Origin of the sequence: Methylibium rhizosphaerae, from assembly GCF_006386545.1 — a bacterium.
Lineage (GTDB): Bacteria > Pseudomonadota > Gammaproteobacteria > Burkholderiales > Burkholderiaceae_C > Pseudorivibacter > Pseudorivibacter rhizosphaerae.
Window position 1 is genome coordinate 139062 of the sequence record NZ_SWAR01000027.1, and the last position, 13326, is coordinate 152387.

Annotated in this window: 10 protein-coding genes; 4 read left to right on the forward strand and 6 right to left on the reverse strand. The window is 66.1% G+C overall.

All coding sequences use genetic code 11. The features are described 5' to 3' along the window. Positions 1-150 precede the first annotated feature (150 nt). Genes E8D38_RS19030 through E8D38_RS19040 form a run of 3 tightly spaced genes read right to left on the reverse strand, consistent with a single transcriptional unit; the run spans position 151 to position 5453 of the window. Positions 151-2226, reverse strand: coding sequence for a S8/S53 family peptidase (locus tag E8D38_RS19030; protein WP_181179247.1), 2076 nt, complete (start codon positions 2224-2226; stop codon positions 151-153). Positions 2227-2242: 16 nt separating this feature from the next. After that, positions 2243-3592 carry a phosphatase PAP2 family protein gene (locus E8D38_RS19035; protein WP_140634430.1) on the reverse strand — a complete coding sequence of 450 codons (1350 nt, stop codon included), beginning with the start codon at positions 3590-3592 and terminating at the stop codon, positions 2243-2245. A gap of 55 nt (positions 3593-3647) precedes the next feature. After that, positions 3648-5453 carry an adenylate/guanylate cyclase domain-containing protein gene (locus tag E8D38_RS19040; protein WP_181179248.1) on the reverse strand — a complete coding sequence of 602 codons (1806 nt, stop codon included), beginning with the start codon at positions 5451-5453 and terminating at the stop codon, positions 3648-3650. Between the two features lie 1395 nt (positions 5454-6848). On the opposite strand from E8D38_RS19040, the gene E8D38_RS19045 reads away from it, so the two are divergent. Together E8D38_RS19045 and E8D38_RS19050 are read left to right on the forward strand one after the other, a co-directional pair. Continuing rightward, on the forward strand, positions 6849-8711 hold the full coding sequence (locus E8D38_RS19045) for a S8 family peptidase (protein ID WP_219851799.1): 1863 nt from the start codon (positions 6849-6851) through the stop codon (positions 8709-8711). A gap of 12 nt (positions 8712-8723) precedes the next feature. Further along, positions 8724-9002, forward strand: a complete 279-nt coding sequence (locus tag E8D38_RS19050) for a hypothetical protein (protein WP_140634435.1) — start codon at positions 8724-8726, stop codon at positions 9000-9002. A gap of 21 nt (positions 9003-9023) precedes the next feature. On the opposite strand, the gene E8D38_RS19055 is transcribed toward E8D38_RS19050, so the two are convergent. Next, positions 9024-9272, reverse strand: coding sequence for a hypothetical protein (locus E8D38_RS19055; RefSeq protein ID WP_140634437.1), 249 nt, complete (start codon positions 9270-9272; stop codon positions 9024-9026). 348 nt (positions 9273-9620) lie between these two features. Between E8D38_RS19055 and istA the strand changes: the two genes are divergently transcribed. Next, on the forward strand, positions 9621-11144 hold the full coding sequence (gene istA, locus E8D38_RS19060) for an IS21 family transposase (protein WP_140634439.1): 1524 nt from the start codon (positions 9621-9623) through the stop codon (positions 11142-11144). Then, positions 11137-11943 carry an IS21-like element helper ATPase IstB gene (gene istB / locus E8D38_RS19065; RefSeq protein ID WP_140634441.1) on the forward strand — a complete coding sequence of 269 codons (807 nt, stop codon included), beginning with the start codon at positions 11137-11139 and terminating at the stop codon, positions 11941-11943. Before istA ends, istB begins: the two co-directional genes overlap by 8 nt. Before the next feature lie 123 nt (positions 11944-12066). Here istB and E8D38_RS19075 read toward each other — a convergent pair whose 3' ends face one another. Beyond that, positions 12067-12792, reverse strand: coding sequence for a tyrosine-type recombinase/integrase (locus E8D38_RS19075; RefSeq protein ID WP_246099564.1), 726 nt, complete (start codon positions 12790-12792; stop codon positions 12067-12069). Positions 12793-13124: 332 nt separating this feature from the next. Further along, positions 13125-13326 (reverse strand): tyrosine-type recombinase/integrase (locus E8D38_RS19080; protein ID WP_181179250.1); only part of this gene is annotated, 202 nt, incomplete at its 5' end.

Here is a 13326-nt window from a genome sequence, read left to right on the forward strand (position 1 = left end):
CCGATGAGGGCCTCGTCGCAAGGGCTCCGAGTGACAGCTTCGTGCTGACTCCGACTTGGGATCGAACGCAGATGGGGCGCCTGCAGAGATGCGTCGGTCGTCCTCGACTGGCTGCGGGGCGACCCGTCTTCAAACTTTCGCCAGTCAGGGCTACGCCTGTTCATCCAAGGTGCCACGTTTGATGACACCTTTTGACTCCCGCACTAACGCTTTGACAACGCCCACGAACGTGGCGGGCCACCTGTCCAGGTTGAAGAGCCGCCGGGTGACAACCGGAGCGGCAACGCTGGTCCCATTCATGCGATGTACGTCATTGCTGCGCACCGCCGCGGCAACGATGCCGGGAGACATGGCATCTTCCTCGCAGGGCGCCAAGAGCATTGGGGAGCCTGGCCTGTCGAGTGATGGCAGCGAGCTGTAGCTTGCTGGGCTGGCATCACTCCAGCGATAGCCGCCCACCACAAACGCCTTTGAGCCAGTCGCGATGCTGCTCAAGGTGTTGTATTCGTCGTCACGATCCAGGCCGATGAAACAAGGCTGTGCGCCTTGGTCGAACCCTGTGCTCTCACCAGGATCGTCACGTTCGATCCATGCATCGAACGTGACCTTTGTGTCGCTCTTCTCGTGTTCCAACCCGACCTCGATCTCCCAGAGGCCCGGCTCGTTCAGTGGGCCGTCATCGTCAATCCCCGCAGCAGTGGGAGCCAATGACAGTAGCACCATAGCCTGTTCATTCTTGGGCTTGTTTCCGCCATGCGGTACCTCTGCTTGGTGCTGAAGCAACGCGAGCAGCTTGCCCGTCGTCGGATCAAGGAGTGCGTCCGCTCCGCCGGGCCCGATCCAATCGCTCCAATCACGTTCGGCGGTCCGCACTCTCACCGCCAAGGGCGTGTGGCCCTTTTTGTTGGGGCGCGGATACCACAGCTCCATGAACGTATCGGTGGTGTCATCCGGCGCGAGCGCAAAGCGCAACAGAGCAGTCTTGTCCAGTGCGACGGTCCGTCGGACATGGCAGTTGGCCTGTCGTGCATTTCCTGCGCCGAGCACGATCGCAAGACGTCCGCCACACGCTTCGATCAGTTGGTCGAACGCAGTCTCGATCAGGGAACTGCCATCGTGCGAACCTGCAAACGTGCCGTAGCTGATATTGACGACCAGCCGTGCGTCTGGCTCGCATACGTGGAGTGCGTAGCGCACGGCATCGAGCAAGTGCGCGCTCAGGGAACCCCCACTGCTGTCCGCTGCGGTCAGCGCAGGCAGCTGCACGAAGATGATGTCGGCGTTCGAGGCCGCGTCGACACCGTCAGTGCCGATGATTGCTGCGAGCGGGTCTTGCCGGCCCGCCGCCACGTCCATGACATGACCTCCATGGGTGGCAAACCAGGTGCGACGCCGGGGATCTTCATCTGCGATGAGGTACTCCAGGCTCTGGTAGGCAGTGTCCTCGTCGACCGGTGGCACGCTTCGCTTGGCCGAAGTCAGGATTTCGGTGATGGTCCTGCGGCTGAGTTCTCGCCCATAGCCGGTGCAGCCTGGTTTCGACCAGGCAGGGTGACGCCCATCCTGGCGCCCGACGTCCTGGTCCCAGATCGTGGCAATCCGACTTTCGCAGTCTTTGCCAGGACGGGCGAAGCGCTCGTTCATGAACGGGCACCCATAGTCGACGATCACGATGGCGTCACCGATCGAAGCAGCTTGGGTTGGCTGCGCCGTGACCGCAGTGAAGATCGGGGGAGCTGCGCGCGAGGCCTGCTCACTCTGGGCCCCATAGCGTCCCGCGGTAGTCGCTTGTGCAGTCGACTCCGCCTTGTGCAGTGGCATTGCCAACTCCCAAACCAGCCCTGGGTATGTCTCTGCCAGTTTGCCGATGTCGCCCGTATTCAACGTGGCAGTGAAGTACAGCCTGTCCGACCCGCGCACTTTCGGCTGCTCGTAATGGTCTGGGTTGTACATCTCGGCGACCTGCAGGAGCGAGCCCTCGACAAACGTTTTCTGCAGGACTGCCTTGGGCGCGCGAGCAATGATCCGCACCGACATCGGTTCGGGTGGCGAGTTGCCTGTGCTGCCGCGAGCGAAGCCACGCCATTCCGTGGCCCGCGCCCACCGTGCATAAAGGTCGGCAGGTTCGTTGTTGCCCTGAGACGCCTGCGTGCCGGATCCCGCGATGCTGGTAACGGCCCGTTGTTTCGCTAGCATGCGCTCTTGATGGTTTGCCCATTCAGCCATGTGCCCCTCCTTGCGGTCAGATTCTGCGCAGCGCCACCTCCGCGACCGCTGCGCGCCACAACGCTCTCCAGTGCTTGGTCGTTGCCTTTGGAGGGTCACTTGGTTGGTCTGCCTTTCCGTTGGCACCCTTCTCGAGCGGAGGCGGCGCCGGATCGACGCCGATCTCCTCAAGCTCGGGGGCGACTCGCACATCCCACTTGGTCGCCTCTGGTAGCGACTCACTGTGTGCAGCCGCGATCAGGGCCCTGGCAATCTGGTTGGCCAAGGCCGCGCCGGCCGCGCTGTCCATCGGAAAGTGCACTCCGGCCACCACCCGATTGAACGCGATGCGCCGCGCGACTCGGTCGAGCGTCGTTCTGCGCACGTCGCCGGCCGGGTACAGCAGTTTTGACAGCAGCGCCGAGGTCAGCATCGCGAGCGTCGCGTGCCCGCTGGGCAGCGTCCCGTGACCGGGAGTCGCAATGACGGGCACCACTCGGGCACTGCGTTGATAGGGGCGCCACTCGGCAAGGTTGTTCTTCAGGGCCATCACAATGTGCGTTCCCACCTCCCACGCCACCTGGATCAGCTCCGCCAGCCGAGGCGCCGTCGCGCGGTCGATGCCCGTGACCGCATCGAAAAAAGGTCCGATGTCCGTCGCCTGCGTGAGGATCTCCGGCATCCGGTCCTCGCGTTCGACCGCAGCGCGCAGCACCTTGTCGATCTGATCTGAATAGTCGAAGTGTTTGGGTAGCTTCTCGACGGTGTGAAGCAGCGCCGGCATTGCCTTCGATCCGATTTCAGAAGGGGCCGGCACCCACCACAGCTGCTGACCTTCCGCAACAAGACGGCCCAGGAGCTCATCGACGATCGCGGAGATCCTGTACGACGCGTCCCACCGAAACAGGGCGCTCTTGGCGCTCCCGGCGAGCGAGACAACGTCGCCCGTGCCGCTAGGCCCTATGCGCAGGTCGGCAGGGGGCACGACACGCGCACGCAACTTGCGTAGCGCCTGCGCCAGCAAACGGGGCTGGCTGCTGTCCCAGACCCAGGACGGATCGATCCCGTTCCAGGGAACCAGGGGCTCCCCAGGGCGCGGGCCGCTTCGAGTCATGACCCACTGCCCGGGGAACATGCCAGGCGAATACAGCATCTGTGCCGGCTGGAGGGCGCGATTGTCGACGGGTGGATTGACGTCCGCGTTGAACGCCCGCTGGTCAACGGGCGGGTTGACCTCTGCGCTGAAGCCTGGACGGCCGACCGGTGGGTTGGTGCTTGCCCAACGCTTCTGCACCGGCGGATTCGCGAATGCATCAAGTCCTGCCAATCCCACGCCGGCGGGACCGAACCCGCTGAGCCAAGCGCCTGGAGACATCTGTGCTGCCATGTTTCCCCTCCTTCCACACAAGAACTGGTGCGGTCACTCGCGAGAGTGACGCGAGTCACGGTGGCAGACCGGCGGCCCGCAGAGCGTCGTCGAAGGCGCCACCCCATACCGGCTGTGACCCGGAGATGTGTGCACGCATGCCACCCGCGCGTGCGTTGGGACGCACGGCTTTCAAGCGCGGCACGGCCGCACGCGCTTCCTCGTGGAGCCCACTCAGCCAAAGCGCGGCCACCAGGATGCGAAGTGATGGGGCGTGCAAGGCGTTCAGTCGTACCGAGGCCTGGGCGTGGGCGACGGCGTCCTCGCAGCAGCCTGCACCCAGATCCGCCATGGCCGCCCAGGCCTCGAACAGGTAGCGGCACGGGTCGAGCGGCGACACGGCAAGGGCTCGCGCCGCACACGCCCGGGCTTCGTCATGTTCCCCACAGAAACTGTGCACCGCTGTGCGCCAGGCCCATGCGTGCGCCTCCAGCGGGTCGGCCTCGGTCGCCGCCATGTACAGCCGCCGGGCGTCCTCGGCGTCGTCGTGGTAGTTCATGCGCACCAGCCCCGCCGAGGCCAGTGCCATGGCCTGCTTCGGATCGATATCGAGTGCGCGGCTCGCCTGCTGAAGTGCAGCCCGGCTTTCTGCGTCTTCGTCGTCGCTCCAGCCTTGGACGCTGCGGAACACATGCCAGCGGGCCAACATGGCGTACGGCGCCGCCTGCCTCGGGTGCCTCTCAACAAGGTGATCGAGCGCCCGGCGGGCCATGCCGAATGCCGACGGCTCGAGGCTGTTCAGCAGGCCGCTCGCGCCGAGATACAGGGAGTAGGACGCCAGGCTCTCCAGCGGGAGGCTTCGAACCCGGGCAAGCTCGTGCATGTGGATGTGCTGAGCCACGTTGGCCACGACATGAGGCACCAGCTCGTCCTCGCCGGCAAAGATCGAGTCGATGCTCGCCATCGCGCTTCCGCTCCAGACCACCTCGGCGCCGGGAAGCGAGCACAGCTCGACGGTCAGCCGTGCACGCTCTCCCAGCACGTAGTAGCGGCCTGACAGCAGAAACGATGCCCCCAGCAGTCGATGCATGCGCACTGGCGTGATTGCCCTGTCGCGCAAGGGAGCGGTCGATGCACGAGACAACACGCGCAAGCTTGGGTGCCGCGCCATTGCCGCGATGATGTCATCGGCCATCGCATGCCCCAGAGCGTCGTGGACGGCACTTGCCGGCATGCAGACGAATGGCACGACGGCCAGGGCGGGTCGGAGATCTCTTGCCGGCGGCAGGCACAGGCCGCCGGGCGTCGTGCCGCCCGAAGATTTTTCTTTGGCATGCCTCGCGCGGAAGGCACGCAGCGGCCGGTCGAGGTGCTTCACGTACCGCAGCCCCATGTCTTCGATTTCGGCATGGAGGCCGTCCACCACTTCGTCCCGGGCCGCCTCGGAAAGCAGTGTCTCCCCGGGTTGCGCCAAACCGGCGAGTCGTGCGGCGATGTTGACACCGGCGCCATACACGTCGATATCGTCCGCGACGACGTCTGCAACGTGCACCGCGACACGAAGGAGCATTAGCCACTCAGGATCGACGCCATCATTCACCCGACGGATGCTTTCGTGCAACTCGAGGGCCGCCTCCAGGCCAGCCCTCGCGCTGTCGAAGGTGAGCATCACGCCGTCGCCCAAGCTCTTAACCATGCGCCCGGCCGAAGCGGGCAGCACACGGTGTTGAACGTCGCCAACAAAAGCGAGCCAACGCTCGATCGTCTCTTGTTCGCGGCCGTGGATCAGGCGTACCGACTCGGCAAGGTCAGCGACCACGATCGCCCGGCGCTCGCGGCGCGGCGCGGCATCGCCGACGTTCGGATAACCCCTCCAGTCCATTCTGACCACACCTCTGCGGCTGACTAGTCTGCCTCGCGGAGTGACGCTGCGAGGATCGTATTGCGGAACGATGCTTCCGAAAAGGGAGCGGTAGCGTGCACTGGCCCGATAGCAGCGGACGGCGCCCGGCATGAGGCTTCGTTGCGAGGTCGCGTGTGCTTGTATTGGGCCAGTTTGGGCGTCGCGACTCATGGAGTTGCCTCTCGATCAGGAGAAGCCAACGCTACGAGGTTCGTTCGTCCCCAGCATCCCTACAACGAAGGATGTCGGCGGCCGGCGCATGGGCGCAGCATCACTTCTGGTGGTTGTCCTCAGTCGCCGAGCTGGTCCAGTCCGTTGAGTCAGCGGTGGCGGCCGCGTTGGTTGCTATCGCCCGTGCACTGAAAAGTCGAGTGACGCTAGTGCTCGATTGGGCTTGGCCACCCCACCAGGGGACGGCACGTCCCATCCCCCAAACAGACGAAGGGCCGCGGTGTCGCGCTGCGTATAACAACGCGCTGGAGGAGGACAACCATGCGACGCTTGATCGTTTCATCGTTGCTGTTGGCCTCTGTGCTGCGCCAGCGTCGTCGGTGCACCACGCTGCTGGTCCATCGTGCAAGTGGGAGCCAGGAACATCCAGTGGCTTGGCAATGCGGCGGAAGACAAACGCCAGCCGCAGGCGCCGGTGGACATCGCCTCCTGCACCGCAGCCTCTCAGATTGATGTACTGGCATTGCCGAGAGTTCTGTGACGGGCAGGGACGCGACAGGGCGCCAACCCAACCAGCCACTCGCCCACGCTCTTGGGCTGCTGAACGACGAAGGCGCACGCTGGGAGTACGAACTCTTCGAGAAGCGCCCTGGCGGATGTGCCCCTGACGACCAATGGACTGGCATTCCCTGGAATGCCGCCAAGGCCCAGAAGGTTTGCGGCCCTTGGAAACTCGCGGTGCAGGTCGATGAGACCCGCGAAATCGCGATCCGCAACACCTTCCCAACCCCAACCCCAACCCCAGCCCTGACACGGTCGTGCTGAGTCGTTGGCCTCAGGTGATGAAGTTCTCGGCGGGGCCCGCCCTGTCGGACTGGCTGTTGGTGCCGGTGCACCTTGAATACCGACGGAGCCGAAGTCACAGCGCCTGAAGGTCTGCAAGCACTGCAGCAGGCCCACCCTGACAGTGATGTCATCGTGCTGGGCGACTCCAACATGCTGTGAACCAACGAGGCCGCCGGGACATCGCTGAGCCAAGCGGGCTTCACGGACTGCAACGCTCGCGACCTGGGTACTCGAAGCGGTCCGGCCCTCATCCACTTTGCGGATGCCGCTCCACCGCGGCAGTGAGATTCTCCCCCAACGCGGCGCCCCGTGCTACACGCATCGAGACCCGCGCAAGGCACTCGCAAAGGAGGAATCATGAGCAAGCAGGTCAAGGCGATGGCGGCGAGCGTGTCCGCGTCGGCATCCCGCGGTAGCCACAGCGTCGCATCGGTGCCGGCCGGCGGGGTAGGCACATCGGTCCCGATCGGTGGCATTGCCGGCGGGCCAAACATGCCGTCACGGCCCACCGCTGCGCCGCGGATGGTGGTGGCCATTGCGAAGCCAGAGGCACAACTACGAGCTGGGCCTACAACAATCGCGTCGGCAAGCGGCATGGAGGTCGACGGGTTGAACGCGGTCCTCGCGCAGGCAGGGGTGTCCCTGCGGCCGCTGTTTGGCGACACCGAAGAGCGGCTCAAGGCGAAATCGGTTGCCGCCGCGGCGGCAGCACCCAGCGCAACGTCGATGGCGTCCGTTGATGAGCCCGACCTCTCGCTCTTTTACTATGCCGATGCACCCGATGCGGACCTGGAACGACTGGCCGAGCAACTCGCCGCGCTGCCGACCATGGCTGGTGCGTACGTCGCGCCGCGACCCGAACTCGCCGCCGCGCTGCCGCAGGAAGTGCTCGGGCCGCTTGAGCTCAATGCCATGCAACCCAGCCCCGTGCCGGCGCTTCCCGCGACGCCTGACTTCGTGCTGCGTCAGGGCTATCTCGATGGCGCACCGGGCGGAATCGACGCGCGCTATGCGTGGACGGTGCCTGGCGGCGGCGGTGCCGGCGTACGCGTGATCGACTGCGAGGGCGCCTGGCGCTTCACCCACGAAGACCTGACGACCAACCAGGGCGGCATCATCCGCACCCCAACCTCGGACCTGAGTTGGCGCAACCACGGCACGGCGGTGGCCGGGGAGATTGGAGGCGACCGCAACACGTTCGGGATCACCGGCATCGCCCCCGACGCGAACATCCGCGGCTGCTCGATCTTCGACACTGGTGGCTTGCCGGCGGCCATCGTGGCGGCTACTGACCAACTTTCGCCCGGCGACGTCATTCTGCTCGAGGTGCAATACGGCCACCCCGCACGGGGCTACACGGCGGTCGAATGGTGGCCGGCCGAGTACGCGGCCATCCGCTATGCAGTGAACCGCGGTGTCATCGTCGTCGAGGCCGCTGGCAACGGCAACAACAACCTCGATGACCCGGCCTACAACACGCCCCTGGCCGGCTTCCCGACGGATTGGCGCAACGCATTCAATCGCAGCGTTCGCGACTCGGGCGCGGTCCTCGTGGGCGCCGGGGCGCCCCCGCCAGGAACTCACGGGCGCAACATCTGGGGGCCCGATCGGTCGCGCCTCGACTTCTCCAACTACGGTTCCTCCATCGATGTGCAGGGCTGGGGCCGTGAGGTCACGACGACAGGCTACGGCGACCTGCAAGGCGGCGCCAGCGAGGACGGGTGGTACACGGACCAGTTCAGCGGCACGTCGAGCGCCTCGCCGATCGTCGTGGGCGCGCTCGCCTGTGTACAAGGTGTGCTGCGTTCAGCGGGTCGCATTCCGCTGAGCCCCGCGCGAGCGCGCGAACTGCTGCGCAGCTCGGGTTCGCCTCAGCAGGACGCGCCTGGCCGGCCGCGTACCGAACGCATCGGCAACCGGCCCAACCTACGCCAGCTCATCGCGCAGGCGTTGCAGACGGGTCAATGGATCGGCGTCCAGTTCACGGGCGTGGTGCCGGCCAACTCGACCAAGCGCTGGTTCACGCACAGCTGGCCGGCTCACTGGCACGTGCTTTGGACGGTCGTGCCCACCAGCCCGCGGCCCGGCGCGCCGCAGCTCAGCTGGTCGGTGCAGGTCGAGCGCGCCTCCGACCGCTCCGTCACGTACTGGATCTCGATCACCAACCTCGCGCCCGAGGATGCCAACATCGAAGCGCGCTACGCCGTCGTCGGGTGGTAGGAGGAGCACGCCATGCGCATCATCATCGAAACGACTGATGGCGAGAGCCGCACCACGGTGATCGGCCGTGGTGAAGGTGGCAGCGGGCCACGCGACGTGGCGGTCATCGATGGGCCGCCGACGGACGGCGGCCCGGCGCCTAACACGCTGCGTCAAATGCTCGGTGTCCAGGATGGCAAACAGGAAGACGCACGCGCGAATGAGCCGGCGACCGGAGACGCCACGCGTGCCGGCGGTCCGCCGGACTGGCTGAGGGACGTGATCGACGGCGGCGCTGCGACCCGTGGCTAGAGGGGCCAACGTCTAGCCGACCTAGCCCGCCGGGCTTGGGGTCGGCTGGACGTAAGCAGCGTCCACGCTGTCGAGCGCGCGAAGCCGCGCGGCGAGTTCGTCAGCCTGCGCGAGCGGGACACCTGTCACCGTGAACCACGATGCGAGCTCGGCATCGCTGATCCCGGGATACATGGGGACGAGCGTCCCGCCAAAGCCGCCCAAGGCAGCCTGCAGGCTGGCAGGCGGGCTGCCGCTCACCGCGCCGCGGCGCAAGCGCACGACCACCATGGCAGCGTCGCCGGGCACCACGTTAGCGCCTGGAAGGGTATGAGCACATGGCAGTCGATTAGAGCATCGTCACCGCGCCAGTAATAGTGGTTCGCGTTGCGGCCCGCCGACGTTCCCTTGTGAGCGTTGTCCCTAACGTTGAGGATGCTGATCGCAGCAAACGCTAGTCTGTTGAGTTCCACGCAATCCTGCCCCCAGTAGGTCCGATTTGGGAAATCAACACCTCAGGGCTGTTGGCGCCGACCGAAAACTGAGCCACTTCTAAGGGTTGTGCCGACCGAAAACTGAGCCAGGTGATTGACCTGCCCTGCTGCTTTTTTGTGCAGCGGGGTTCGAGGAGTGATCACCATGGACATGATTGGCAGAATCCGGCGCCTGCACAGCCGGGGCCGCAAGTCGGTGCGCGAGATCGCGCGGCTGACGGGCCTGTCGCGCAACACGATTAGCAAGTGGCTGGTGGCGCCGGTGGAGACGGCGCCGAAGTACCGGCGCAGCCCGGGGGCGACCAAGCTCGCGCCGTTCCACGAGGCGCTGAAGCTGGCGCTCAAGGCCGATGCCCGGCGCCCAAAGCACGAGCGGCGCACGGCGCGCGCGCTGTACGAGGAGATCAAGGCGGCGGGCTATGACGGCGGCTACACGCGGGTCACCGACTTCCTACGCGCCTGGCGCCAAGGTGCCGGCCAGTCGGTGGCGACGAATGCGTTCGTGCCGTTGGCGTTCGAGCTCGGCGAGGCCTTCCAGTTCGACTGGAGCGAGGAAGGCCTGGTGGTGGGCGGCATCTACTACCGGCTGCAGGTGTCGCACATGAAGCTGTGCACGAGCCGGGCGTTCTGGCTGGTGGCCTACCCCGGCCAGGGCCACGAGATGCTGTTCGACGCGCACACGCGCAGCTTCGCGGCGCTGGGCGGTGTAGCCCGGCGCGGCATCTACGACAACATGAAGACGGCCGTGGACAAGGTCAAGAAGGGCAAGGGCCGGATCGTCAACGCGCGCTTCGAGGTGATGTGCGCGCACTACCTGTTCGACGCCGACTTCTGCAACGTCGCCTCCGGTTGGGAGAAGGGCGTCGTCGAGAAGAACGTGCAGGACAGCCGCCGACGCATCTGGATCGAGGCGGCCAAGCAGCGCTTCGGCTCGTTCGCCGAACTCAACGCGTGGCTGGCGGCGCGGTGCCGCGCGCTGTGGGATGAAGTGCGACACCCCGAACACGACCAGTTCAGCGTGGCCGAGATGCTCGAGCATGAGCGCGCGCATCTGATGCCCATGCCGGCGCCGTTCGACGGCTACGTGGAGAAGCCCGCGCGCGTGTCGAGCACGTGCCTGGTGGCGGTGGCGCGCAACCGCTACTCGGTGCCGCGCGAGCTGGCCGGGCAGATGGTCAGCACGCGGCTGTACCCCGGCGAGGTCGTGGTGGTGGCGGGCGACGCCATGGTGGCGCGCCACGAGCGGCTGAGCGCCGCCGGGCAGACCCGCTACGACTGGCAGCACTACGTGCCGCTGGTGCAGCGCAAGCCCGGTGCGCTGCGCAATGGAGCGCCGTTCGAGGATCTGCCGGCGGCGCTGCAGAAGTTGCGCCGCTCGCTGCTGCGCAACCCCGGCGGCGATCGGGCGATGGCGCAGGTCCTGGCGCTGGTGCCCAGTGCCGGGTTGGATGCCGTGCTCGTGGCGGTGGAGCTGGCGCTGGAAGGCGCGCCGCCGTCCGGGCGGATCAGCACCGAGCATGTGCTCAACGTGCTGGGTCGCCTGAACGCCGCGCCGGCGCCGCAGAACGCGGCGACGACGCTGCAGGTGGCCACACCGCCGCTGGCTAACACCGCGCGCTACGACAGCCTGCGTGCGAGCGACAGCGCCCAGGAGGTCGGCCATGCGTGACGTGCTGGTGGAACTCAAGCAGCTGCGGCTGCACGGCATGGCCGCGGCCTGGGGTGATCTGGCCGAGCAAGAGGGCGACAGCGGGCTGGACGGTGCGCGCTGGCTCGTCGAGCACCTGCTGCAGGCCGAGGCCGTCGACCGCGCGATGCGCTCGGTCAAACACCAGATGCACGCGGCCAAGTTCCCGGTGCATCGCGACCTGGCGGGCTTCGACTTCGACGTCTCGCCGGTGGACCGCAAGCTCGTGCTGAAGCTGGCCGAGATGGACTTCACCGAGCAGACGCAGAACGTCGTCCTGGTGGGCGGACCGGGCACGGGCAAGACGCATCTGGCCACGGCCCTTGGTGTGGCCGGCCTGACGCGCCACGGCAAGCGCGTGCGCTTCTACTCGACGGTGGATCTGGTCAACGCACTGGAGCAGGAGAAGGCGCAGGGGCGTGCCGGGCGCATCGCCAACAGCCTGCTGAGAATGGACGTCGTCATCCTCGATGAGTTGGGCTACCTGCCCTTCAGCCAGGCCGGCGGGGCGCTGCTGTTCCATCTGCTGAGCCGGCTGTACGAGCACACCAGCGTGATGATCACGACCAACCTGGACTTCGCCGAGTGGTCCAGCGTGTTCGGCGACGCCAAGATGACCACCGCCTTGCTCGACCGGCTGACCCATCACTGCCACATCGTCGAGACCGGCAACGAGAGCCATCGCTTCCTGCACAGCTCGGCCGTGGCCAAGAAGCGCATCAAGGCGAGAGAACAGGGCCGCAAGGGTGCCGATCCAAAGCCCGTCGACGGCGCCAGCTGATCGGCCGCCGCGCTGGGGAACCCGCTACGGGCTACGCCCTGCGCGGCTTCCCCAGCGCGATCAGCCGCACATCGAGGAGACCAACACCAGAGACAAAGATCTAGACTTACCCACAGCCGACCATCACGCGGTCGGCTTCCACCCCTGGCTCAATATTGCGTCGGCACGGTGGCTCAAAATTGGATCGGCGCCGACACTCAAGGGCTTGTAGTACGTCCGACTATGTCCCGCGACATGCCGTGTTGCCCAGTCGTGGTCGCGCGTGCGGCGGGACATAGTCCGGCGCGGGAGATAGTCGAGCTTGGAATGCCCAAGTAGCAGTTGCACGGCGCGCAGGTTCTTCGTGCGCCGATAGATCAGCGTCGCCTTCGTCCGCCGCATCGAGTGCGTCCCGTAGTCGGCGCGGTCCAGTCCCAGCTCGTCGACCCAGTGCCCGAGGATCCTGGCGTACTGACGAGTGCCGAGATGAGGTGAGTCGTGAAGCCGGCTGGGAAACAGGAAGTCCTCTGGCTTCAGCCCAGCAAGCTGGATCCACGCCTGCACGGCGTCTCGGGCGGGCGGCGTGATCTCGAACTGAACCGGCCGCTGCGTCTTGTGCTGGACGACGATGGCGCGAGCCGCAACCTGGTCGCCGTGGCACACGTCGCGGACCTTGAGGCCGACCAGATCGCATCCGCGCAGCTTGCTGTCGATGCCGAGGTTGAACAGTGCAAGTTCGCGAACCCGGCCTTGCATCTGCAGTCGGACGCGCAAGGCCCAGATGTCCTTGAGCTTGAACGGTGCCTTCTGCCCAACGAGCTTGCCCTTGTTCCACGGCTCGCGATGAGGGGCGTTGCCTGCGGTACCCATGATGGTCTCCCATCGAGTTGAGGGCCGTGCAGGATGCACCCGCCGCGATCGTCAGGTTCCGGGAAGCCCGGCTGAACTGACAGGCCCGGCCACAAGCCGTCCTTCAGGGCGCGCTCGAGAATCTTGGCTCGGCGGACCTACGAACGGCAGGTTTCCGGCGACGAGTCTGGCCCTCTCGTTGGCTCGGCCCGGCCATGAGCGGCCGGTCATCCTGCGCTCGAAACTTTGGCCGCGGCGAGGCCCTGGAAGACAGCTTTCCGGCTACGAGTCTGGACCTCCCGTCGGCCCGACTCGGCCACTTCCGGGCATTCGCCAGTGTCGGCTTAGCGGCCTCAGAACTGATCAAACGGGCTGCGCACGCCGCGCCCGCCACGATTGAGCACGTGCGTGTAGATCATGGTGGTCTTCACGTCGCTGTGCCCCAACAACTCCTGCACCGTACGGATGTCGTAGCCGGCCTGCAACATGTGCGTGGCAAACGAATGCCGCAGCACATGGGGCGAACAAGGCTTGATGATGCGCGCACGCTTGGCG